This is a genomic window from Bradyrhizobium sp. USDA 4449, from assembly GCF_054056275.1.
Window position 1 is genome coordinate 3,656,498 of sequence record NZ_JBSRYD010000001.1, and the last position, 20,454, is coordinate 3,676,951.

A 20,454-nucleotide genomic window follows, 5' to 3' on the forward strand; every position below is an offset into this window, starting at 1 on the left:
CAAAGCATCTTTTGCTTGCTTGAGCGTTCCTCGGGAATGATGAATGCGGTCCATCCAAACAGCTAGACTTAGTCCGTATGTCGCAGCGTTGAATGTCTTGAACGAAGATAAACGGCTGCGATGCCTCAAGCCGCGCGTAGGGATCGATTTCGCATCGAACGACTATCTGGCGCTTGGTAGTGCCCCGCGCATCAAAAACGCGATGGTCGCCGCGCTCGAGGCAGGAACTCCGGTTGGAGCCGGCGGGTCGCGGCTTCTGCGAGGCAATTGCGAGGAGCACGAACAACTCGAAACCGAAGCGGCTCAGTTCTTTGGCGCGGAGGCAGCGCTTTTCTTTGGAGGCGGCTACATCGCAAATTTTGCCCTCCTAACAACCTTGCCGCAACACGGTGATCTGCTCGTTCTCGATTCGCTCGTGCACGCCAGTATTCACGAAGGGGCGCGAGCCGGCCGAGCAGAGTACCGAATTCACGCGCACAATGACCCCCAGTCAGCCGAAGATGCAATTCGCGACTGGCGAAACAAAGGTGGAGCGGGCCGGGTCTGGATTGTAGCCGAAAGTCTCTACAGTATGGATGGCGACTTCGCTCCACTTGAGGAGCTGGTTGCAATCGCTGATCGCCAAGACGCATTTCTGATCGTGGATGAGGCTCATGCCACAGGCGCTTACGGGCATGAGGGACGAGGGCTCACGGCCCCTTATGACGGGCGCGAAAATCTCATCGTCGTTCACACCTGCGGCAAAGCGCTCGGTGCGGCGGGTGCACTTGTTACAGCCCCCCGCATCTTGCGCGATTTCATGGTTAACCGCTGCCGTCCGTTTATTTTTGCCACCGCGCCATCACCATTGATCGCCGTTGCCGTTCGAGAGGCACTGCGCATCCTGCAGAAAGAGCCGGAGAGGCAGCAAAGGCTGGCCAAACTCGTTGCGTTCGCGCATCGGCGCATCACCTCTCTCGGTTTGCGTACACCATCGACCTCTCAGATCGTGCCGTACATCGTAGGTAACAATGATCATGCCATGCGACTTGCCTCCGCTCTCCAGGAGCGCGGCTTCGATATCCGCGCAATTCGGCCGCCAACCGTTCCTGCGGGCACCGCCCGCTTGCGAATTGCGTTGACGCTCAATGTTGGGGAGGCGGACGTGCGCGCAATGCTCGATGCGCTGGTTGATGTGACGAGGGGCTCGGTTTGATGAATAAGCGGATCGTCGTGACTGGTACGGACACCGGCGTCGGCAAAACGGTGTTTTCCGCAGGGCTCGCCGGCCTTCTAGGCGCGAATTACTGGAAGCCAGTCCAGGCTGGGCTCGAACAAGAGACCGACTCCGAGTGCGTCCGCCGCCTCGGTGGCCTCTCGTCCGATCGGATTGTCCCGGAGCTCTACCGACTTCGGACGCCTGCGTCGCCGCATTACTCCGCGGAGATCGACGGCATTCGCATAGATACAGAGAGGCTTCGACTGCCTGACAGCGGCGAGCGGCGACTTGTGATCGAAGGCGCCGGCGGGCTCATGGTACCGCTGACAGCTCGCACCCTTTACATCGACATCTTCGAGCGCTGGCAGCTTCCTGTCGTGATTTGCTCAGGGACGGGACTGGGCACGATCAATCACTCGCTGCTCTCCATAGAGGCTCTGCGTAAGCGTCAGATTCGAATCCTTGGAATTGCCTTTATCGGCGAGAGAAACGCCGAAACTGAAAGTGCGATTTGCGAGATCGGGAGGGTACGTTGGTTGGGACGGCTCCCGTGGCTTGCTCCCCTCACGGACGATAGGCTGCAGGCTGCTTTCAAACACTCTTTCGTTGGCAGTGATTTCGTGAACCTATGAAAATGGCCAAGAGGTCGCCGATCTGGCACCCTTTCACGCAGCATGCTCTACAGTGCGACATGACGAAGGTGCTGCGGGGAGAGGGGGCTTATCTCTATACTGAAGATGGTCGACGCCTTATCGATGCAATCTCCTCCTGGTGGGTCGTGACTCACGGCCATTGCCATCCATGCATTGTGAACGCGATCCGAGAGCAGGCAGACAAGCTCAACCAGGTCATCTTCGCCGGATACACTCACGAACCGGCTGAGCAACTTGCGACAGAACTATTGAAGGTCACCTCCCCGGCGCTCGAGCATGTGTTCTTCTCCGATAGCGGGTCGACCAGCGTCGAGGTCGCACTGAAAATGGCGCTCGGCTACTGGCGCAATACCGGAAAAGAGCGAACCCGAATTGTGGTGATGCAGCACTCGTACCATGGCGACACGATCGGTGCGATGTCAGTAGGTAGCCGAGGCGTGTTCAACGCGGCCTACGGCCCGCTGATGTTCGAGGTGACCTCGATTCCATTTCCGACAAGAGATCTTGAGCAAACAACGCTCGATGCGCTTGAAGCCGCTTGTCTAAACGAACATCCCGCAGCCTTCATCGTGGAGCCGCTGATATTGGGCGCAGGCGGAATGCTGATGTATTCTCCCTCGGTGCTAAGAGAAATGAAGCGGATCTGCGAAGGCTTGGACGTCCTGTTCATTGCGGACGAGGTCATGACCGGCTGGGGCCGGACGGGTACATTGTTTGCGTGTGAGCAGGCCGATGTCACGCCCGATATTGCCTGCTATTCGAAGGGCCTCACGGGCGGGGCGCTCCCGCTCGCCGTCACACTCTGTCGTGCCGATATTTTCGATGCGCATTATTCGCAAGACCGCACGCGTACGTTTTTTCATTCGAGCTCATATACCGCCAATCCAGTGGCCTGTGCCGCCGCCAAGGCTAATCTGGATCTATGGCGGGATCAGGAATATCGCTTGCGGCTAGCATCCCTGGCCAAGATGCAAGAACAGGCACTCGCGCCATTCCGCACCGATTCACGATTCGAAAACGTCCGACGCACAGGAACAGTGACAGCGCTAGAACTCAACACGAGCGATGCCGGCTATCTGGCGGACATCGGTCCGAGACTTCTGGCGTTCTTCCAAGCGCGGAATCTGCTGTTACGCCCACTCGGTAACACGATCTACGTGATGCCGCCTTACTGCGTTACGGCGGCCGACCTCGATGAAATCTATGCTGCCATTCGTGACGCTGCTGACTTGCTGATGTGAGATGCATCTGACCGTGCAATCGTCTGCTGTGACAGCTGCAAGGCGAAAGTGTCCGTATTGCTTCCGTTTGAGTGTCCCACGAGGGTGCACGCACACAAGGTCGCAGGCTCGTGCTCTTTAAGCGGTCCTGATCCGAGCGCCGCAGCAATCCTGCGGGCTGACCGATGAAGGCGCAGCAATTGGTCGAAATGTCGAGCGAATTGCGCTAAGCACGATTAGAGAAATCCATTATCTTGAGCGAATTCTTGGCGAGGCTTTCTGCGGAAAGTACTGCTTCGCGAGGCAATCGCACTTCAGTCACTTGATGGCTGCAAGAACCGGGTGGACAGCCCGCCGGGCGAGCGGACCTTTGCTCCGCGCGGTGCTGTGGTCAGGGGGCTGTGGGGTTTCCCAACTAAATGTCTCACAGGAGATGAGAATGCACATTAGCTTGCGTAATTCTCTCTATCACTCAGCCACATGTTGCGCGATCTGCGGCGGAAAGTTTGGGCTGATCCGCCATTACTGCTGGCGAACGGCCCTTTGCTCCAAGAAATGCGTCAACCGCTTCAAGGCGCGACGGGAGGCCGATCAGAAATGGCTTCGATGGCGGCGAGCGGCTTAGGAATGGACTGAGTTACGGCCCTGGTCAGAGAATTCGAATGGCCGTCTAGAGCGGGTGGAGGTCAAGTGACAGAAACATCGGCAAAAATCATCGACTTCAGGACCTACAGAGCCAACAGGCTGGCCCGATCCAAGCGGCTTCGCGACGACATCTATTCGACCGCGATTCTTGCAGCGCTTGCAGCGGCCTGTCACCTTTGGACATTCCTGGCCTGCCATCCCGTCGCTTTGCTCGGTGCGCCGGCGCCAAAGCAGGAGCCTCACGAGTTCCCCTAAGGGCCAGGCGCGGAGATAGTCCTGAAGACGAAGTTTTTCGCTGCGTGTAGCTCCAACGAGGCCCGGTCGAGCCCCCGTTTCACGGGGGTATCCTCCGGTGCCTGCGGTCGCGACAGCAAGGTCGTTTTTTTTACGCGTGCAAGATCAAGAGCCTCCTTGAGGATCTCAATCTCCATGGTCTTGCGGCCCAGCAAGCGTTCGAGGTCTCGAACCCGTTCCTCCGGCCGCCGGACCTCGGACGCGGCGACCACATTCTCGTCGGCCGGCACCGCTTCCTCGCCCCCTTCACTCATCAGCCGTCTCCATCGGAAGACCAGGCTCGGGGAGAGCCCATGGCGAGCAGCAACATAGCTGATCGACATGCCCGGTTGCAGCGTCTCGTTGACGAGCAAGAGCTTCTGCCCCGTCGTAAATCGCCGCCGCCGGGCAACGCCGGTGATGACTTCCATCGTCGAAAACGTGTCAGACATAGGCGTATGCCTCTAGGACTAGGCCTAGCTCCTCCGGCTAACGCCGGTGTCCGGTCGAAAAGGGGGGCAGTTCACTTCGGCGGCTCGCTCAGATACTCAGGCACATTCCGACTGCTTTGCGCGCTTGTTACGACGTGGCGTAAAACAATTTCAGAAAGTCGTACGACCGGCTGTCTGAGACGCGCAATCTCTTGCTTGCAGCACTCCAGCTCTTGCTGTTCGTCTGTCATCACAGACGTTGTGCGACGACGGCTACTGCCGAGATGATTCATGTAACTCCCGTTCCGTTTCAAAAAATCGTGATACGAGCCGGTCACTTTCTTTGTCTGAGCTCGTGGCCTCGGCGTCGGATCGCAGCAGTTTCAGCAGCAGGCCGCGGCGACCTGGTTTGCTAGCTCACTCGCTGCAGAGGGCTCGCGCCCATCTCGCAGGTTTTGGCGACGCCAGCCCGCTCACAACTCATGCTCAGTTCCAGAATGGCCGACGATCCAACGATCGCGGAGATAACCTGGCCACTAAATATGCCGCGCTCCGGCTGAATGTGATTACTGGGCGCGCGGAGACTGTAACAAAATGGCAATATCGATTAATGCAATGCGCCGTGCTGTCGCGCTCAAATCCTGCACTACGGCAGCGCCTCTGATGAATTTTCACGCGACGTTCGCGTATCCGCGCAGGGTGCTTCTGCTACACCAGCTTAAATGTCCAAAACCCAAAGTCGCAGCGAGGTCATCGATCTGATGTACTTGAGTTGTGGTCCAACAAATGCCCATTATCTTCCTTGATGGGGTGAGGGAGATCTCCCAATGCTGGACGGTGCCACGACCGCGCTTCTGCGCACGATCCTGGATGAGGTTTGCGAGAGCATTTCACCGCATGACGTTGGCGTCCGCGTCTACGTCGCCTCCAAAATCCTGGAGGCCGCCACCAGAGGTGAGACGCGCCCCGATCTGCTTAAACAGATTGGTCAGGAAGCTCTTTCCAAAGCACCAACGATGTGGCGATAGATCTAGTACATGGCTTGTTATTGAGGTGAATTTCAAGGGCTCAGTGGTGAAGATCCTGGCCTGTTATCCAGGTTCGCGCTTCGCGGCGTCCCCTGCGGCATAGCGATCCGGCCAGCTCGCAGAGGTGTATCGTCCTCGCAGATCGATAGCGATTGCACGTCACCCAAATGCGGCGTTATCCGATGGAGCATTGTCATGGCGTATCTTTTTGCGCGCAGCGGACGCGAAAAGCTCCGCGCATCGAAGTTCATTGTGCGTTTCGTTGGCGACATTCACCAGCGCGGGGCGGTGGTCGGTATGCCGATTGAGAAGCGGTACGCGGTGTTCGTCGACTGCGCGTCAAATGGGACGCTTGCGCGATGTCGGCCGTCCAAGTGTCGTATCAATGCGCTGAGGTTCTTGGTGGCACCCCATCGCACGCGCAGGCTCGCCCGATCACACAATGTCCGGCATCTCGATGCTCTGCTCAAAATGACACGTTTTTGTCCTGCGGAGCGGTGACAAGCTTTGTCGATTCGGCCTCTTCAATGGTTAGATTACTCCCAAGCTGGTCACAATCAGCGCTGGTCTCTTACGATCTCGATCATAAACCACCCGACCGTTCCCGCCCTTCCGAACGAAGAATCTGTTTTACGTGGAAGCGCCGTCAGCCAATATCTTGTCCCCCCAGCTGAGAGCGGCCGATCACTGAAACAAGAGAGTAGCTCGCACAAAAGGCTGCGCATCTAGGCCTTGGCCACGCCTTGCGCTGCGATGCCAATCACGTGTCGCGCCAATAAGCTTCGTCCAAAAAAGCGGCCGAACTCAATGTTCGGCGCCGGAACGCCGTCCACTCACGCGAGCCGGTGCGTCGTTCCCGTTTACTCCCGTGCGAGCGCCGCAAGTGCCCTTTCGATGACTGCGATTTCTTGAGTGACCTGAGCGATCGCTTGCTTCGGATCAGTGCCGGTAACGCAGGTCAACTGCTGCAGCAGCTTCCGCCGATGCGCTAGAAGGCTCTCCAGCGCGCTACGGTTGTTTAGTTTCATATAACCGTCGACAATCAATTCGATCGAAAGAGACATCGAAACTCTCAAACAAAGCTATTCTCAACGAGAGCGTATAGCACTGGCAAATGATGTTCAGTTCTTTCAGAGAGAGTACTGAGGGGCGAGCTTGTTAGCAACAAGCGGTCGGCGAGGGGAAGGGTGATCGCGCATTCCCCCCGCATTACCAGCGTTCGGCTCTGTTTGAGGAATTAGTCGGGCAGAAAGACAGCGTATAGCGAGCCAAAAACGCTGCGGATCGTCGCGATGGATTTGCCGGGCTAGCGGAAGGAGGATATTACGAACTGGCATTGTCCTTATCCGCCGCCTAGCGAAGGGCTTCCGAGATGCGATGACAGGCGGCGCGTTGATCGACGACAGAGCAGACCGCGCTCCGGTCTCTTTCGGTCGAGGCCTTTCCGCTCGCGTTTAGACTTCTGAAGTGGACGGTCGAGTCGGAGGCGCGAACGACGCGTGCATTCGGGACCACGCGATTTCTCGTCGGCGGCCTCATCATGACGTCGCGACGCGGCAAACAATCGACGACATCCAGCCCGCTGTTGCCTAGCCCCGAGGACTTGATTCGGCTCGGGTATCAGGTGCTAAAGCTGTATCGGCATTTACCGATAGCGGATTAAATAGCCGCACTGTTCGACCGGTTCTAGCTCGCGGACCTGTTGGTATTCGGCCGTTATCTCGGCAGTTTGTTAGCTTGGCTACACGCCCAGCATCGTTCTCGCGAGCTAACCAGCTGAGACAGTCACAACTTTATCTTTCATCGGTCTTCGACCGCGGCATAAGATTTGCTCTACTTGCGGAGCCGCTGCGGAACCCTGTCCGCCGCGAGAGGCGCAGCAAGGAAGGAAGCGAGTTGCCAAATCTACGACTGGAGAAAGTGTATATCGCCGGCAATATCCCCAGCAGCATTCTCAAAGGTAAGAGGCGGCACCAGGCGAAGGTGGGACATCGAGTAGGCGCGCGCCGACCGGGCTTGGCTGCGAGATACCCTCGCGTCGATATTTGCACTTGTCGCCGTTGGGCAAATGGCAGGCCTCTTGCGTGTCGCCGATCCCGTAGAGCTACTTCGGAGGTTCTCCGCGGCCGACGTCCGGTTCGGGCGCGGGTTGGCGAGGTCGAACACGGCGAAGGCTGAAATCAGGCTGATCCCTGGAGGACGATGCTCGCGTCTAGTCAACAGAGCTTGTGTGCGGGACTTTACAAGAACGGGCATGAAGCCTGCCAAGACGTTTTTCGTCGCGACCAATTTCGCTCGAGCGTGACAGACTTTCGGTCGCTCAATGTAAGCGCGTCTTTATGTCCCATACCAAATTTGGTAGGCGGGCGTTTAGCTCCACGTTGCGTAACCGTCGTTTCCACGGCAAAGCTTGATATTCAAAGCAGCGGCAATTTTGTTTCTGCAGAATCATCAGTCCCCAAAGCCCCTCCGCCGCAGCTTACCGCGATGCTGCAACTAGCAGTTCGACATCGGCACAAAGCCGGTACAGCAATTAACGTCCAAGGCTGAGATCGTCAAAGCGAGTCGAATGACAAAGTTGCCATTGTGTTGACGGTCAGCCCTTCACCCTTGAACCCGCAGTAACTGACGTGTCCTGATGGCGGAACTTCGCGACGATTGGTGAAGACGGCGCCGCGCCCGAGTTGCCGAATTCGAGAAATCTATTGCCGCCGTCAGCTTTTCGTCAGGGGACCGGGCTAGTCAGGCGCTGCCCGAAAGTTCCCTGGGCAGCCCCACGAAGCTCCTTCACCGGGTCATGCGCGACCAGGTGGAAAGGCAACGTCGTAGCGTTTGGTGAATATCGTGCCTCGCGCGCTATACTTCATCGGCAGCGTCGGGCGCGAAGGGCGATACCGGGCGAGATGCCGGAAGGACAATACAACGTCGAGGATGGATACGTACTTCTTAACAAGTTCAAAGATAGTGGCGTTGTGAATCAGGTCGCCTTTGATAACGACGATGATCGCCCCCCTGTCGCGAAACGATACTTGAAAGACGCAGGACGTTTGCAGGATCCTGGAGCCGCCTTAGCGGATTGCTTGAGCCGATATTGGCCGTCACAAATCTGGCATCTGAAAACACAAGCGGGCGCGCTCTACCATCCGCGATACCCCCGCTGTTCCTGAAGGAGTTGTAATGGCCCACTATGCCGTCACGGCAGACGATGCCGATGTATATCTGTCATTTGCCGCCGAGCTCGCGGACTCAGTCAGGCCCATCGTGCTGTCCTATTTTCGCACGTCGCTGGACGTCCTCGCCAAGTCCGATGCTAGCCCGGTGACGATCGCCGATCGAGCCGTCGAGTTGCGTCTCAGGGAAAGGATCGAGGCGCGCTTTCCGGAGCATGGCATCATCGGCGAAGAGATCGGAGCCAAGCCCGGCGTCGCATTCACCTGGATCGTCGACCCGATCGACGGCACCAAGAGCTTTATCAGCGGCTTTCCCTTGTTCGGGACGCTGATCGCGTTGAGTTATCAGCAGCAGCCGTTCTGCGGCGTGATCGACATCCCCTTTACCGGCGAGCGGTGGATGGCGAAGCCCGGCGTGGCGCGGTTTGGCGATGGATTGGTTCGGACCAGCGCATGCGAGCGCGTCGCCGACGCGAGCTTCTACACCACATCGCCTGACATGTTCCGCAAAGACGAGATGGAGGCATTCGAGCGGCTGTCGCGAGTTGCGCGGATGCGCCGGTTCGGCGGTGATTGCTACATCTATGGCCTGCTTGCGTCGGGACACTGCGATATCGTTCTCGAAACGGGGCTTCAGCCATATGACTACATGGCGCTGGTTCCCATCGTGCAGGGCGCCGGCGGCTGCATCACCGATTGGGAGGGATGCCCGCTGTCGATTCACTCGGAAGGGCGCATCTTGGCAACCGCAACGCCGCGGCTTCATTCCGAAGCGCTCGCCTTGATCCAGAGATAACTACCGATCATGCCTCCTACAGGACGCATCGGAGGGACGGTCGTTCGCCCTTGCTGACCTTAGGGATCTGATGGCCAAGGCGACGCCCGAGAGGACGGGCGATCAGCCCGTCGGCATCGCCGCTGACGGCCCGGGAACTGGGACTTGCGGCCTGCAACAGCTTGTAGCGCTTAGTTCGCGCAACGCGCCTCAAGCGCATCGACGAAGGCGCGATCCCAGCGACCCTCGCGGATCGCATCGATGGTGCCTTGCTCTTTGCGCTCCTGCGCCAATGCTTTCTCAATGACCGTTACGGCCAGAGCCGGCGGAAATGCCAGCAGGCCGTCTTGGTCGCCGACGATGATGTCACCCGCGTTCACTGGCATGCCGCCGACGGTGATCGGAACGTTGATCGCTCCCGGACCGTCCTTGTAGGGACCACGATGGGTCACGCCGCGCGCGTACACGGGAAAAGTGCGTGCACGGATTTCCGTAACATCGCGAATGGCGCCGTCGAGCACCATGCCGGCAAGCCCGAGTGAGGCTGCGGCGAGCGTCATGATGCCGCCGACCAGTGCGTTGGAGATGTCGCCGCCGGCGTCAACAACCATCACGTCGCCGGGACGGCAGAAGTCGTAGGCACGAAGGATGGCGAGGTTGTCGCCGCCGCGCGTCTTCACCGTCACCGTGGTGCCCACCATCGGCGCCGGCGAGTGATAGGGGACTAGGCCGGTGCTGCCGCAGTTGCGGTGCAGCTGATCGCTGAGCAGGGCGACCGCGATGGTCCGCAGTTTTGCGATCACCGCGGGATCGGCTTGCGGGGCCGAGGGATTTTTTTCGATGCCGGTGTTTGACATGAGGTGCTTTCGATCGGGATGCTAGCGGAGTTCGGAGACAGCGTGAGCGATGCGGTTGATGCCATCGTCGAGCACATCGAGCGACGCGGCGATCGAGATGCGGAAGTACGGCGATAAGCCATAGGCGCTACCTTGGACCACGGCGACGCCAACGCTTTCGAGCAGGTACATCGCGACGTCGCCGTCGGTTTCGAGGTGCGCACCGGCCGGAGTTTTTCGACCGATCAACCCTGCGCAATTGATGTAGAGATAGAACGCGCCGTCGGGCGGCAGGCAGCTCAAGCCCTCGATCTGGTTGATCCGCGTCAGCATGCGATCGCGGCGGGTACGGTAGATCGCGACGCTTTCGGTGACGAAGCCCTGATCGCCGTTGAGCGCTTCGACCGCGGCAGCCTGACTGACCGAGCAGGCGTTGCCCGCGGCCTGGGACAGTAGCGTGTTCAGCGCACCGATCAGATCGGGGGGGCCGGCAATCCAGCCGATCCGCCAGCCGGTCATCGCGTAGGTCTTCGACACGCCATTGACCGCAAGCACGCGGTCTGCGAGTTCGGAAGCAGCGTTCAGCAGGTGCGGCGTTGTGCGGCCATCGAAGCGGATGTGCTCGTAGATGTCGTCCGTCATGACCAGCACATGAGGATGCCGTACGAGAATATCGGCCAGCTTGCGATATTCCGCCGCCGAGTAGCTTGCGCCCGTCGGATTCGACGGCGAGTTGATGATCAGCCATCGCGTCTTGTTCGTGATGGCAGCCTCGAGTTGCTCCGGCGAGATCTTGAAGCCTTGGCTTTCCGGGCAGGCGACAATCTTCGGAACGCCCTCGCAGGCGATCACCATGTCGGGGTAGGAGACCCAGTAGGGAGCCGGGATGATCACCTCGTCGCCGGCCTCGATCGTCGCCTCCAGCGCGCTATAGATGCCGCTCTTGCAACCGTTGGTGACAATGATGTCGGAAGGTGCGTAGACGAGGTTGTTCTCGCGCTTCAGTTTGGCTGCAATCGCCTCGCGCAGATCGACGGACCCTGGCAACATCGTATAGCGGGTGGCGCCCTTGTCCATCGCCTTTGAGGCCGCGGTGCGAATGTTCGCAGGCGTATCGAAGTCCGGCTCGCCGACGACAAGGCTGACGATGTTCCGGCCCTCTCGCTTCAGCGCCGTTGCCCGATCGGCTGCCGCCGAGCTGGGCGAGGGCTTGATGCGCCTGACCCGTGCGGAAATACGAGGATGGTTCATAGTGATTGACCCTGGCTAAGCGAGGTGCGACGCTAGAGATTGAGCCCGGCCCTGGCCAACACGAGTTCAATCTGGCCTGATAGGCATATCTTATGGATGCTCTGCTCGGGTCTGGAGCAGACGGCAGTCTGAGGAGAGGACGTGAATCTCAGGCGACTGCAGTACTTCGTGAAGATCGTCGACGTCGGCAGCCTGACGCAAGCGGCCGATGTGCTGCATGTGGCGCAGCCAGCGCTCAGTCAGCAGCTCGCGACCCTCGAAGGCGAGGTGCGTCAGCAGCTTCTCGTGCGCACCAAGAGCGGCGTAGTGCCGACCGAGGCCGGAAAAGTGCTGTATCGCCACGCCCAGCTCATCCTGCGGCAATGCGACCAGGCGCGTGCCGACATGAACGCGGCCGCAAAGAATATCTCCGGCGCCGTTGCGGTGGGACTCGCGCCAGGGACTGCCGCGGCAGGACTGGCTCTGCCGCTGCTGCGCACCGTGCGGGCGCGGCACCCCGGTATTTTGCTCTATTTGAACGAGACCTACGGCACCACGCTTTCCGAGCTCGTGATGAATGGCCGCATGGACCTGGCGGTTCTCTACGGCGGCAAGACCGCCGTCCACGGCCTCTCATTCCAGCCACTGCTGCGGGAGCCGCTTTACCTTGTCGGCCGCGGCAGCATGGTGGCGCCACCGGCCGAGGTGCCGCTCGCGATGATCGTTGACACCGAGCTCTACCTCGCGCGTCCCTATAATGTCGTCCGCAAGATGGTGAATGACGCTTTCGCGGCCATCGGCAAGGTGCCGAAGGTCATCGCGGAAATCGAATCCGCCAGCACGCTGACGGCCGTGATCTCCGATGGCCTTGGTGCCACCATCCTGCCCGAATCGATGGCGCGGCAGGTCGCGTCCTCCTGCGATGCCTGGCAATCCTGCATCATCGAACCCGTGATCGAGGCGCCGCTGGCGCTGTGCCAGTCCGATCATTTGCCGCTCTCCGAACCGGCACAGGCGATCAAGGAAATCCTGCTGGAGCTTGTGGCCGGCTTGCCGGGCAATCTGATTGCGCATGATGAGCGGTCTCAGAAGGCGTCATAGCGGTCCCTTATAGGGGCAAAGCCAATCCGTCTTGGTCGGCAGGAATCGATGGCGCTAGCGTCCATCCAGGCGCGACGGCCGCGCCAGGCCACGATCCCCGAACTGGCGGCGCTGCATGGACCTGAACCGTCTAAAGACTCTGATCGATGCGATGGCTGCGTCTGATCTGAACGAGATGGAGTTCAGCGAAGACGGCTGGTCGCTCAGGCTGGTTCGTCGGGCGCAGCCGGACGATATGGCTCGGGTACCGGTCAAGGCCGCCCGATCCACGCGAGCCAGACAGTTGCCAACTCGCGCCGAACCCGAAGCGGCGCCGAACAGAGAAGCGAAGATCGCAGCGCCCTTGTTCGGCATTGTGCATCTGCAACCGGCGCCGGATGCATCCGTCTTCGTTTCGGTCGGTCAGACCGTGACGGCTGGAACCCCACTCTGTGTCATCGAGGCAATGAAGATGTTCCACGAAGTTCGCGCCGAACGGGATGGCACGGTGTCGGCGATTTTGGTTGTCTCCGGTCAGGAAGTCGAGGCCGGCCAAGAACTGATAAGGTTCGCGTGAGCCCATGTTTGGATCGGTTCTCATAGCCAACCGGGGAGAGATTGCCCTACGTATCCAGCGGACCTGCCGGCGTCTCGGATTGCGAACGATCGTGGTCCATTCCGAGACCGATCGAGGGGCGCCGTATGTGTGTCAGGCTGACCTTGCTCTGTGCATCGGACCCGCCGCGGCGGCGCAGAGCTACTTGAACCAGAAAGCGATTCTGTTTGCGGCCGAGGTCAGCGGAGCCGAGGCGATCCACCCGGGCTACGGATTTTTGTCTGAGAATGCCGGCTTTGCCGAGCAAGTCGAGGCCGCGGGCCTGACATTCATCGGTCCGACCGCCGCGAGCATGCGCGTTATGGGTGACAAGATCGCGGCCAAGCGCGCCATGAGAGCGGCGGGCGTTCCGTGCGTCCTCGGTCCCGATGCGGCCCTGACTGACGATCTTGATGTCGTGCGCGCGGTCGCAGGCGAGATCGGCTATCCCGTGATCCTGAAAGCCGCCGGGGGCGGGGGCGGTCGCGGCATGCGGATAGTCGAGAGCGAAAGTGGCTTGCGCGACGCGCTGCTCCTGACACGGGAAGAAGCGCGGCGGGCGTTTGGCAACAGCGCAATCTATGTCGAGAAATTCTTAGGGCATCCGCGCCACGTCGAAATCCAGGTGATCGCCGATACACACGGTAACGCGGTCTGGCTTGGTAGCCGCGATTGCTCACTCCAACGCCGTCATCAGAAGGTGATCGAGGAGGCGCCAGCCCCGCAGATCGAAGATGGGCTGGTCCGCGAAATCGGCGAGCGCTGCGCGGAGGCTTGTCGGCAAATCGGCTATCGCGGCGTCGGCACTTTCGAATTCCTGGTCGAAGATAATTCGTTCTACTTCATCGAGATGAATACGCGCCTCCAGGTCGAACATCCCGTCACCGAGATGACCACCGGGATCGATCTCGTCGAGGCTCAGATCCGCGTGGCGCAGGGTGAAAGGCTGCCGTTCAGGCAGGGCGATATCGCCTGTCGCGGTCATGCCTTCGAGTGCCGCATCAATGCCGAAGACCCGGACAGTTTTGTGCCGTCACCCGGTGTGATTGATACCTGGCAGATGCCGGGCGGACCTGGCGTGCGCATCGACAGTCACGCGAGTGCCGGTTACCGCGTCTCGCCATATTACGACTCGCTGCTCGGCAAGCTTATCGTCCATGGCACGACACGCGATGAGGCGTTGGCCCGTTTGCGGGTGGCGCTCGACGAGGCGCGGATCGAGGGGATTGCAACAAACCTGCCGCTGCACCGGCGCCTTGTCGCCGATCCCGATTTTATCCGCGGTGGCGTCAGTATCCACCATCTCGAGACGAAACTTCGGTTGAGTAGGCAGCCATGACGACGGACCGGCCTCGCACAAGCCTGCTCGGGACGACGGCGCTGCTGTTCGAGGCGCCCGGCGAGACCACGCTCGAAACGCAGCGGCTGATTTGGGCCTTAGCACACGAGGCAGCCGGATTTCCCGGTGTGCGCGAGGCTGTGCCAGGCATGAACAACCTCATGCTGGCCTTTGTCGAGCCACCGCGACGACCGGAAGAGATCGAGCAAGGGCTCGTCGAACTCTGGGACGTCATCGAGCCGCTTCCGATTGCCGGGCGTTGCATCGATCTGCCCGTCACCTATGGCGGAGAAGCCGGGCCGCATATGGCCGATGTCATCGAGCACACCGGCATGAGCATCGATGAGATCGTCGAACGCCACAGTGCGCCTACCTACACCGTATTCGCGCTCGGAAGTCACCCCGGCTATTGCTATCTCGGCGGCATGGATGGGCGCATCGCGACGCCGCGCCGCAAGGTGCCGGTGCTCAGGATTCCGGGAGGAGCCGTGTCGATAGGCGGTAGCCAGACCGGCGTGTCTGCCTCGGACGGACCGAGCGGGTGGAATACGATCGGCAGCACGCAGGTCCCATTCTTCGATGTCGATCGTAGCCCGCCCGCGCTGCTTCAGCCAGGCGACAGCATCCGCTTCAGGGTTGTCAGGGTGCTGCGATGATCAAAATCTTGTCAGCAGGCGCGCTTGCGACGGTCCAGGATCTCGGTCGTACCGGTGGGCTAAATCTCGGCGTCGGGATATCGGGCGCCATGGACGCGCTCGCCCTTGTCGGAGGCAATATCCTGCTGCGCAACGAGGAGAACGCCGCAGCCATCGAGATTCCGGTTCTTCCCTTCAAGGTTCGCTTTGAGCGCTCAACCGTTTTTGCCGTCACCGGCGCCGACTGTGCGGCGAGGATTGGTGAGACGCCGGTATTGCCGTGGTGGGCGCATCGCGCCGAAGCGGGGCAGGTGCTATCGCTGTCGCTTCCCAAGCAGACCACATGGCGCGCGAGCCGCGCCTATCTGTGCGTCGCCGATGGTATTGACGTGCCGGCTGTGCTCGGCTCACGCAGCACGCAGTTGAGAGGCTCATTTGGTGGCCACGAGGGGCGGCCGCTCCGCGATGGCGACAAACTGCCGACCGGACATTCGAGCGGCCGAGCCGTTCCCGGCTTCGGTCTGGTCCCGCCCGGGCTGGCGCTCCCGCTCGAGACCGACGGCGTGCCCGCCGTTCGCGTGCTGCCGGCCGCCGAATACGACTGCTTCACGAAGTCATCGCACGGTGCGTTATGGTCGACCGCCTGGAAGATCACCCCGCAGAGCGACCGCTATGGCTACAGGCTTGCCGGCCCTGAGCTCATCCCACTGCGTCCGCTGGAATTGCGCTCACATGGCATCGTGCCCGGCGTCATTCAGGTGCCTCATGGCGGCCAGCCCATCATCCAGATGCGCGATGCACAGCCCTCCGGCGGCTATCCCAAAATCGGCACGGTGATCGAGGCAGACCTCTGGCGCCTCGGCCAGGCCCCGATCGGGAGCAGCGTCCGCTTCATCCGCTGTAGCTGGGATGAAGCGCTGAGCGCCTCGGCGGAAGTCCGCCGCTGGCTTGCCAACGCCCGTCGTCTCGTCGAGCTTAATTGCGGCGAAGGACGTGGCCGGTGAGCAATCCTCTCGATCACGTCGATCAGTTGAGTGTCTGGCTCCAGGACGCCGACCTCGCGCTGCTCGAGCTGCGCGGTCCGAGCGCCTCGTTGCGCCTGGTCAACGACGGCGCAGTGGTGCGTGTCGTTGAAGGTGAGGCGACCTCGCCCGTCGACGCACCGTCAATGACCCTCCGCGCGCCGTCGCCGGGAATTTTTTTCGATCGGCATCCGCTTCACGAGCGTGCAATCGCCTTGGCCGACCCCAATGTCAGGGCTGGCGAGCCTCTCGGCTTCCTGCAAATCGGTCCTTTGCTTCTAGCCGTGGCTGCCCCGCTGTCGGGAATGGTGACCGATGTGCTGATCGCCCACGGCACCGTCGTCGGCTACGGCGAGCCGCTGTTCCTACTACGTCCGATTGGAGGTGAGACAGCATGAAGATCGATCTCAATGCCGATATGGGCGAAGGTTTTGGTCCGTGGTCCATGGGCAATGACGAGGCGCTGCTCGACCTCGTATCTTCGGCCAACGTCGCGTGCGGTTTTCATGCGGGTGATCCCCTGATCATGCAGCGCACGGCGGAGCGCGCCAGGGCGTGCGGCGTCGATCTTGGGGCTCACGTCGGGTTTCCCGACCGTCAGGGATTTGGCCGACGCGTGATGCAGATCGACCCCACCGAGCTCGCCGCCATGGTCACTTACCAGCTCGGCGCACTCGATGGCATCGCGCGGGCCGTCGGGCATCGCGTCACGCATATGAGCTTTCACGGCGCGCTGGGCAACATTGCAGCGGCCGACGCCGAACTTGCCCTGCCATTGGTTCGCGCGGTCGCCGCATTCGATCCCGATCTCCTGATCGTCTCCTCGAGCAGCCGCGCCATCGAGGGTGCGGCGGCGCAGTGCGGTATCAGGGTCGCCACGACCTTCCTGGCTGACCGGGCCTACGACGACCATGGCTTGCTGGTTTCCAGGGCAAAGCCCGGCGCCGTCATTCATGACGCCGGGGTGGTCGCCGAGCGGGTCAAGCGTCTGCTGCGTGACGGCGTTGTTATTGCCGCCAGCGGAAAAGCGCTAGCCATGCCGGTCAAATCAATCCTGTTGCACGGGGATACCCACGGCGCCGTCGAGCTGGCCCGAGGGATTCGGGCCTCGATCGAGGCTGCCGGCGGCGAGATCGTGCCGGTTTCCCGGCTTGTGGCGGACTCCGGCGGACCGGGTAGGTGATCATAAGGGGACCTTATCTCGCCACATTTAATCCCTCTTGGCAGGAAAGTTGCGCGATCGTTTAACGTGTTGGAAAGGTGAGGACCCCCATGCCATTCTCCGATTACAGGACCGCTCTCGTAACCGGTGCCTCGTCTGGCATCGGCTTGGCTGTGGTCGAGCGCCTGGCGCGCGAGGGCCTGAAGGTTCATGCGCTCGCACGGTCCGCGGGTGCGCTAAGAGCTTTGGCCGCTCGCACCGGCTGCATCTCCCATGCGATCGACGTTAGAGATATTGCGGCTGTCACCATGCTTGCTCAGCGTATTGAGGTCGACGTGCTCGTCAACTGCGCGGGGGTTGACCGGCCGAAGAAGTTTCTGCAGTCCGATCCGGACGACATTGATCTTCTGGTCGACGTCAACCTGCGTGCGATCCTGCATCTCTGCCGTCTTCTCGTGCCGGGCATGGCCCAGCGCGATCGCGGTCATGTGGTGAACATCACGTCGATTGCCGGCGCTTACAACTTTGCGGGCAATTCGAGCTATCACGCGACCAAGGCGGCCGTCAGCATGCTGACCAGTCAGCTCAGGGTCGATTGCTTCGGCAAGCGCGTGCGCGTCACCGAGATCTGCCCCGGCAGGGTGGCAACCGATATCTTCGCCCATGTCCACGGCGACAGCGCCGAAACGCGCGCGAACTTCATCGAAGGCTTTGAACTGCCCGAGGCAAAGGACATTGCCGATGCAATCGCGTTTGCGATTGCGGCTCCGGTCGCGGTGAATGTCGGCTACATCGAGATCACACCGACCTTGCAAGTGCCGGGTGGCTTGTCGACCACGCGCCCCGAGGGTTTTCCAAAACCCATTCTGCCGACCTAGAGGAGGGGCGCGCGATGAAGGGTTTCGACCTCATGGCCGTCCTGCTCAATCCGGAGTTCAGCCGGATGCTGGTCCATGGGGTGAAGATGACCTTCATCGTCTTCATCGGCTCGTGGCTTCTGGCGATGAGTCTTGGAATGATCCTGCTTGCGATCCGAATGCTGCCGGGCCGGATCGCCAGCGGTTTTGTCGCGATCTACGTCTCCTACCATCGCAATGTGCCGACCTTGGTGCAGCTCATGCTCTGGTATTTCGGCATTTCGAGCTTGCTGCCGGACTCGGTCCAAATGTGGCTCGGCGATCACAACGGCGAAGCGTTGTTCGCCATCATTGCCTTGGGGTTGTGCCAGGCGGCGTATTTCAGCGAGGATCAGCGCTCTGGTCTACGCGCTGTGCCGAGGGGGCAGTGGGAAGCGGCGCGTGCGCTGGGGCATAGCTACGTCGGAGCGATGGCCTACATCCTGCTGCCGCAGGCCGTTCGCAACGCGATGCCGGCGCTGGTGAGCCATACCGTCTCCTTGTTCAAGAACTCCAGCCTTGCGATGGCGATCGGCGTCGCCGAGCTGACCCACGCCGTCAAAGAGGTCGAGAACCAAAGCTTTCGTCCGTTCGAGACCTACCTGATTGCCACGATCGTCTATCTCGTCTGCTCGTTGCTGCTGATGTGGCTTGGTCACCATCTGGAGCAACGCAGCCGCATGGCCGGAGTGATGTGATCATGTCGCTGCTCCCGAGCATGATCGACCTTGTCAGGGACAACTGGCTGTTGCTGCTCGTCGGCCAGTATCCGAACGGCCCGCTTGGGGGTATCGCGGCCACCCTCATTCTCTCCGTCCTCGGCATTGCCTTGGCCTTTCCGCTGAGCGTTGTGATGGCGCTGGCCAGCCTATCGCCGTGGCGGGCGCTGCGCTGGCCGGTCATGGGCTTGGTCTACATGACCCGCGGCGTGCCACTGCTTCTGATCATTTTGTGGGTCTATTTCGTGCTGCCGCTGATGATCGGCCATAGCGTGCCGGCGTACGCGACCATGCTGGTCACGCTGGTCGGCTATGAAGCCGCATTCCTGAGCGAGATCGTGCGAGCCGGAATTCAGGCATTGCCAACAGGCCAGATGGACGCCGCCCGCGCGCTCGGGCACAGCCGTCTCGGGGCGATGCGCTACGTGATTCTGCCGCAGGCGCTGTTCAACATGATCCCGAGCATTCTCAGCCAGTTCGTCTCCACCATCAAGGAAACGACGCTCGGCTACATCATCAACGTCCCCGAGCTCACCTTCGCGGCCGGCCAGATCAACAACCGGCTACTGACCAAGCCGTTCGAAGTCTATTTCCTCCTTGCCATCAGCTACTTCATCGTGTGCTGGACCTTGACGCAGGCCATCAGCATGGTCGAGCGGCGGATAACCGCGCGCCGGACCGCAGGCCCGGTTGCCGTGTCTGCACTGCCTGCCTTACCCGCAAGCGCATCAGGGACATGACCATGTCGCATGAACCTCCATCCCGGGATGCCGATCCGATGATCAAATTCGTCGCCGTGCACAAATTTTTTGGGGCACTCGCCGCGCTGACCGACGTTAACGCCGAGGTGAAGAAGGGCGAGGTGGTGGTGGTCTGTGGGCCGTCCGGCTCGGGGAAATCGACGCTCATCCGCACCGTCAACAGGCTCGAGGAAATTCAGTCGGGCTCGGTGCTGTTCGAGGGCAAGGACGTTCACGGCAAGTTGGGTGGCACGGCGCTGAATCACTTGCGGAGCCGGATCGGATTCGTTTTCCAGAGCTTCAATTTGTTTCCACATTTGAGTGCGCTCGACAACGTCATGCTTTCGCCGATCAAGGTGAACGGCGTCAAGCGCAGCGAGGCGCGCGAAACGGCACTTCGCCTGCTGGATCGCGTCGGACTCGCGACCAAAGCCCAGAACTATCCGGGCCAGCTCTCCGGCGGACAGCAGCAGCGCGTCGCGATCGCGCGTGCGCTCGCCATGGAGCCGCCGGCGATGCTGTTCGACGAACCGACCAGCGCGCTCGATCCGGAGATGGTGGGCGAGGTGCTTTCCGTCATGCGCGGGCTTGCACGCGACGGAATGACCATGATGTGCGTGACCCACGAGATGAACTTCGCGCGCGATGTCGCCGATCGCGTCTGGTTCATGGACGCCGGAAGGGTGCTCGAGACGGGAGCTCCGGTCGACTTCTTCCGCTCACCGCGACATCCCCGTGCGCAGCGTTTTCTGTCGGACCTGCACACAAGGTGAGCGCGCTGACTTGATGTGACCAATCTGGAGGAGT

Annotated in this window: 20 protein-coding genes and 1 pseudogene; 17 read left to right on the plus strand and 4 right to left on the minus strand. The window is 60.7% G+C overall.

Features of this window, described 5'->3' with window-relative positions; translation table 11 throughout:
- Positions 1-43: 43 nt before the first annotated feature.
- From ACVIIW_RS17000 to ACVIIW_RS17010, 3 genes are read left to right on the plus strand one after another with little or no spacing between them, the layout of a single operon-like run.
- Complete coding sequence (locus ACVIIW_RS17000) at positions 44-1,195, plus strand: 8-amino-7-oxononanoate synthase (RefSeq protein WP_456701764.1); 1,152 nt, start codon at positions 44-46, stop codon at positions 1,193-1,195.
- Complete coding sequence (bioD, locus tag ACVIIW_RS17005; protein WP_456701765.1) at positions 1,195-1,830, plus strand: dethiobiotin synthase; 636 nt, start codon at positions 1,195-1,197, stop codon at positions 1,828-1,830. Before ACVIIW_RS17000 ends, bioD begins: the two co-directional genes overlap by 1 nt.
- On the plus strand, positions 1,827-3,092 hold the full coding sequence (locus ACVIIW_RS17010; RefSeq protein ID WP_456701766.1) for an adenosylmethionine--8-amino-7-oxononanoate transaminase: 1,266 nt from the start codon (positions 1,827-1,829) through the stop codon (positions 3,090-3,092). The genes bioD and ACVIIW_RS17010 overlap by 4 nt, the downstream gene beginning before the upstream one ends.
- A gap of 986 nt (positions 3,093-4,078) precedes the next feature.
- Here the strand turns inward: ACVIIW_RS17010 and ACVIIW_RS17015 are convergent.
- A pseudogene (locus ACVIIW_RS17015) lies at positions 4,079-4,441 on the minus strand (transposase); the annotation flags it as partial.
- 806 nt (positions 4,442-5,247) lie between these two features.
- On the opposite strand from ACVIIW_RS17015, the gene ACVIIW_RS17020 reads away from it, so the two are divergent.
- Entirely contained in the window at positions 5,248-5,448 is a 201-nt protein-coding gene (locus ACVIIW_RS17020) for a hypothetical protein (protein ID WP_456701767.1), read from the plus strand.
- Positions 5,449-5,643: 195 nt separating this feature from the next.
- Positions 5,644-5,949, plus strand: a complete 306-nt coding sequence (locus ACVIIW_RS17025; RefSeq protein WP_456701768.1) for a hypothetical protein — start codon at positions 5,644-5,646, stop codon at positions 5,947-5,949.
- A gap of 359 nt (positions 5,950-6,308) precedes the next feature.
- Here ACVIIW_RS17025 and ACVIIW_RS17030 read toward each other — a convergent pair whose 3' ends face one another.
- Positions 6,309-6,512: a hypothetical protein gene (locus tag ACVIIW_RS17030; RefSeq protein WP_456701769.1), complete on the minus strand. Its 204-nt coding sequence runs from the start codon at positions 6,510-6,512 to the stop codon at positions 6,309-6,311.
- 2,113 nt (positions 6,513-8,625) lie between these two features.
- Here ACVIIW_RS17030 and hisN point away from each other — a divergent pair.
- The gene (hisN, locus tag ACVIIW_RS17035; protein ID WP_456701770.1) at positions 8,626-9,414 is read left to right on the plus strand and encodes a histidinol-phosphatase; all 789 of its coding nucleotides are present in this window, start codon (positions 8,626-8,628) and stop codon (positions 9,412-9,414) included.
- 170 nt (positions 9,415-9,584) lie between these two features.
- Here the strand turns inward: hisN and ACVIIW_RS17040 are convergent, their stop codons facing one another.
- Positions 9,585-10,250, minus strand: a complete 666-nt coding sequence (locus tag ACVIIW_RS17040; RefSeq protein WP_456701771.1) for an RraA family protein — start codon at positions 10,248-10,250, stop codon at positions 9,585-9,587.
- A 21-nt stretch (positions 10,251-10,271) separates the two neighbouring features.
- Entirely contained in the window at positions 10,272-11,480 is a 1,209-nt protein-coding gene (locus ACVIIW_RS17045) for an aspartate transaminase (RefSeq protein ID WP_456701772.1), read from the minus strand.
- Between the two features lie 141 nt (positions 11,481-11,621).
- On the opposite strand from ACVIIW_RS17045, the gene nac reads away from it, so the two are divergent.
- The 11 genes from nac to ACVIIW_RS17100 all read left to right on the plus strand — a co-directional run bounded on the left by nac (position 11,622) and on the right by ACVIIW_RS17100 (position 20,420).
- Positions 11,622-12,560, plus strand: a complete 939-nt coding sequence (gene nac, locus ACVIIW_RS17050) for a nitrogen assimilation transcriptional regulator NAC (RefSeq protein ID WP_456701773.1) — start codon at positions 11,622-11,624, stop codon at positions 12,558-12,560.
- A 115-nt stretch (positions 12,561-12,675) separates the two neighbouring features.
- The gene (locus tag ACVIIW_RS17055) at positions 12,676-13,116 is read left to right on the plus strand and encodes an acetyl-CoA carboxylase biotin carboxyl carrier protein (protein ID WP_456701774.1); all 441 of its coding nucleotides are present in this window, start codon (positions 12,676-12,678) and stop codon (positions 13,114-13,116) included.
- A 4-nt stretch (positions 13,117-13,120) separates the two neighbouring features.
- Positions 13,121-14,473, plus strand: coding sequence for an acetyl-CoA carboxylase biotin carboxylase subunit (gene accC, locus ACVIIW_RS17060; protein ID WP_456701775.1), 1,353 nt, complete (start codon positions 13,121-13,123; stop codon positions 14,471-14,473).
- Positions 14,470-15,129, plus strand: coding sequence for a 5-oxoprolinase subunit PxpB (gene pxpB, locus ACVIIW_RS17065; protein ID WP_456701776.1), 660 nt, complete (start codon positions 14,470-14,472; stop codon positions 15,127-15,129). Before accC ends, pxpB begins: the two co-directional genes overlap by 4 nt.
- A complete protein-coding gene (locus ACVIIW_RS17070; protein ID WP_456701777.1) occupies positions 15,126-16,112 on the plus strand; it encodes a 5-oxoprolinase subunit C family protein in 987 nt (328 codons plus the stop codon). The genes pxpB and ACVIIW_RS17070 overlap by 4 nt, the downstream gene beginning before the upstream one ends.
- Positions 16,109-16,528, plus strand: a complete 420-nt coding sequence (locus ACVIIW_RS17075; protein ID WP_456701778.1) for a hypothetical protein — start codon at positions 16,109-16,111, stop codon at positions 16,526-16,528. The genes ACVIIW_RS17070 and ACVIIW_RS17075 overlap by 4 nt, the downstream gene beginning before the upstream one ends.
- Positions 16,525-17,313: a LamB/YcsF family protein gene (locus ACVIIW_RS17080; RefSeq protein WP_456701779.1), complete on the plus strand. Its 789-nt coding sequence runs from the start codon at positions 16,525-16,527 to the stop codon at positions 17,311-17,313. The genes ACVIIW_RS17075 and ACVIIW_RS17080 overlap by 4 nt, the downstream gene beginning before the upstream one ends.
- 89 nt (positions 17,314-17,402) lie before the next feature.
- The gene (locus ACVIIW_RS17085) at positions 17,403-18,170 is read left to right on the plus strand and encodes an SDR family oxidoreductase (RefSeq protein WP_456701780.1); all 768 of its coding nucleotides are present in this window, start codon (positions 17,403-17,405) and stop codon (positions 18,168-18,170) included.
- Between the two features lie 14 nt (positions 18,171-18,184).
- Entirely contained in the window at positions 18,185-18,886 is a 702-nt protein-coding gene (locus tag ACVIIW_RS17090; protein ID WP_456701781.1) for an amino acid ABC transporter permease, read from the plus strand.
- Between the two features lie 2 nt (positions 18,887-18,888).
- Entirely contained in the window at positions 18,889-19,647 is a 759-nt protein-coding gene (locus tag ACVIIW_RS17095; protein WP_456701782.1) for an amino acid ABC transporter permease, read from the plus strand.
- Positions 19,644-20,420, plus strand: a complete 777-nt coding sequence (locus ACVIIW_RS17100; protein WP_456701783.1) for an amino acid ABC transporter ATP-binding protein — start codon at positions 19,644-19,646, stop codon at positions 20,418-20,420. The genes ACVIIW_RS17095 and ACVIIW_RS17100 overlap by 4 nt, the downstream gene beginning before the upstream one ends.
- The last annotated feature ends 34 nt before the right edge of the window (positions 20,421-20,454 follow it).

Coding starts and splice junctions, on each gene's coding strand:
- ACVIIW_RS17070 (WP_456701777.1), top strand. CDS start 15,126: ATGATCAAAATCTTGTCAGCAGGCGCGCTTGCGACGGTCCAGGATCTC.
- accC (WP_456701775.1), top strand. CDS start 13,121: ATGTTTGGATCGGTTCTCATAGCCAACCGGGGAGAGATTGCCCTACGT.
- pxpB (WP_456701776.1), top strand. CDS start 14,470: ATGACGACGGACCGGCCTCGCACAAGCCTGCTCGGGACGACGGCGCTG.
- bioD (WP_456701765.1), top strand. CDS start 1,195: ATGAATAAGCGGATCGTCGTGACTGGTACGGACACCGGCGTCGGCAAA.
- ACVIIW_RS17025 (WP_456701768.1), top strand. CDS start 5,644: ATGGCGTATCTTTTTGCGCGCAGCGGACGCGAAAAGCTCCGCGCATCG.
- hisN (WP_456701770.1), top strand. CDS start 8,626: ATGGCCCACTATGCCGTCACGGCAGACGATGCCGATGTATATCTGTCA.
- ACVIIW_RS17040 (WP_456701771.1), bottom strand. CDS start 10,250: ATGTCAAACACCGGCATCGAAAAAAATCCCTCGGCCCCGCAAGCCGAT.
- ACVIIW_RS17090 (WP_456701781.1), top strand. CDS start 18,185: ATGAAGGGTTTCGACCTCATGGCCGTCCTGCTCAATCCGGAGTTCAGC.
- ACVIIW_RS17095 (WP_456701782.1), top strand. CDS start 18,889: ATGTCGCTGCTCCCGAGCATGATCGACCTTGTCAGGGACAACTGGCTG.
- ACVIIW_RS17080 (WP_456701779.1), top strand. CDS start 16,525: ATGAAGATCGATCTCAATGCCGATATGGGCGAAGGTTTTGGTCCGTGG.
- ACVIIW_RS17000 (WP_456701764.1), top strand. CDS start 44: ATGCGGTCCATCCAAACAGCTAGACTTAGTCCGTATGTCGCAGCGTTG.
- ACVIIW_RS17020 (WP_456701767.1), top strand. CDS start 5,248: ATGCTGGACGGTGCCACGACCGCGCTTCTGCGCACGATCCTGGATGAG.
- ACVIIW_RS17030 (WP_456701769.1), bottom strand. CDS start 6,512: ATGTCTCTTTCGATCGAATTGATTGTCGACGGTTATATGAAACTAAAC.
- ACVIIW_RS17045 (WP_456701772.1), bottom strand. CDS start 11,480: ATGAACCATCCTCGTATTTCCGCACGGGTCAGGCGCATCAAGCCCTCG.
- ACVIIW_RS17085 (WP_456701780.1), top strand. CDS start 17,403: ATGCCATTCTCCGATTACAGGACCGCTCTCGTAACCGGTGCCTCGTCT.
- ACVIIW_RS17055 (WP_456701774.1), top strand. CDS start 12,676: ATGGACCTGAACCGTCTAAAGACTCTGATCGATGCGATGGCTGCGTCT.
- ACVIIW_RS17010 (WP_456701766.1), top strand. CDS start 1,827: ATGAAAATGGCCAAGAGGTCGCCGATCTGGCACCCTTTCACGCAGCAT.
- ACVIIW_RS17100 (WP_456701783.1), top strand. CDS start 19,644: ATGACCATGTCGCATGAACCTCCATCCCGGGATGCCGATCCGATGATC.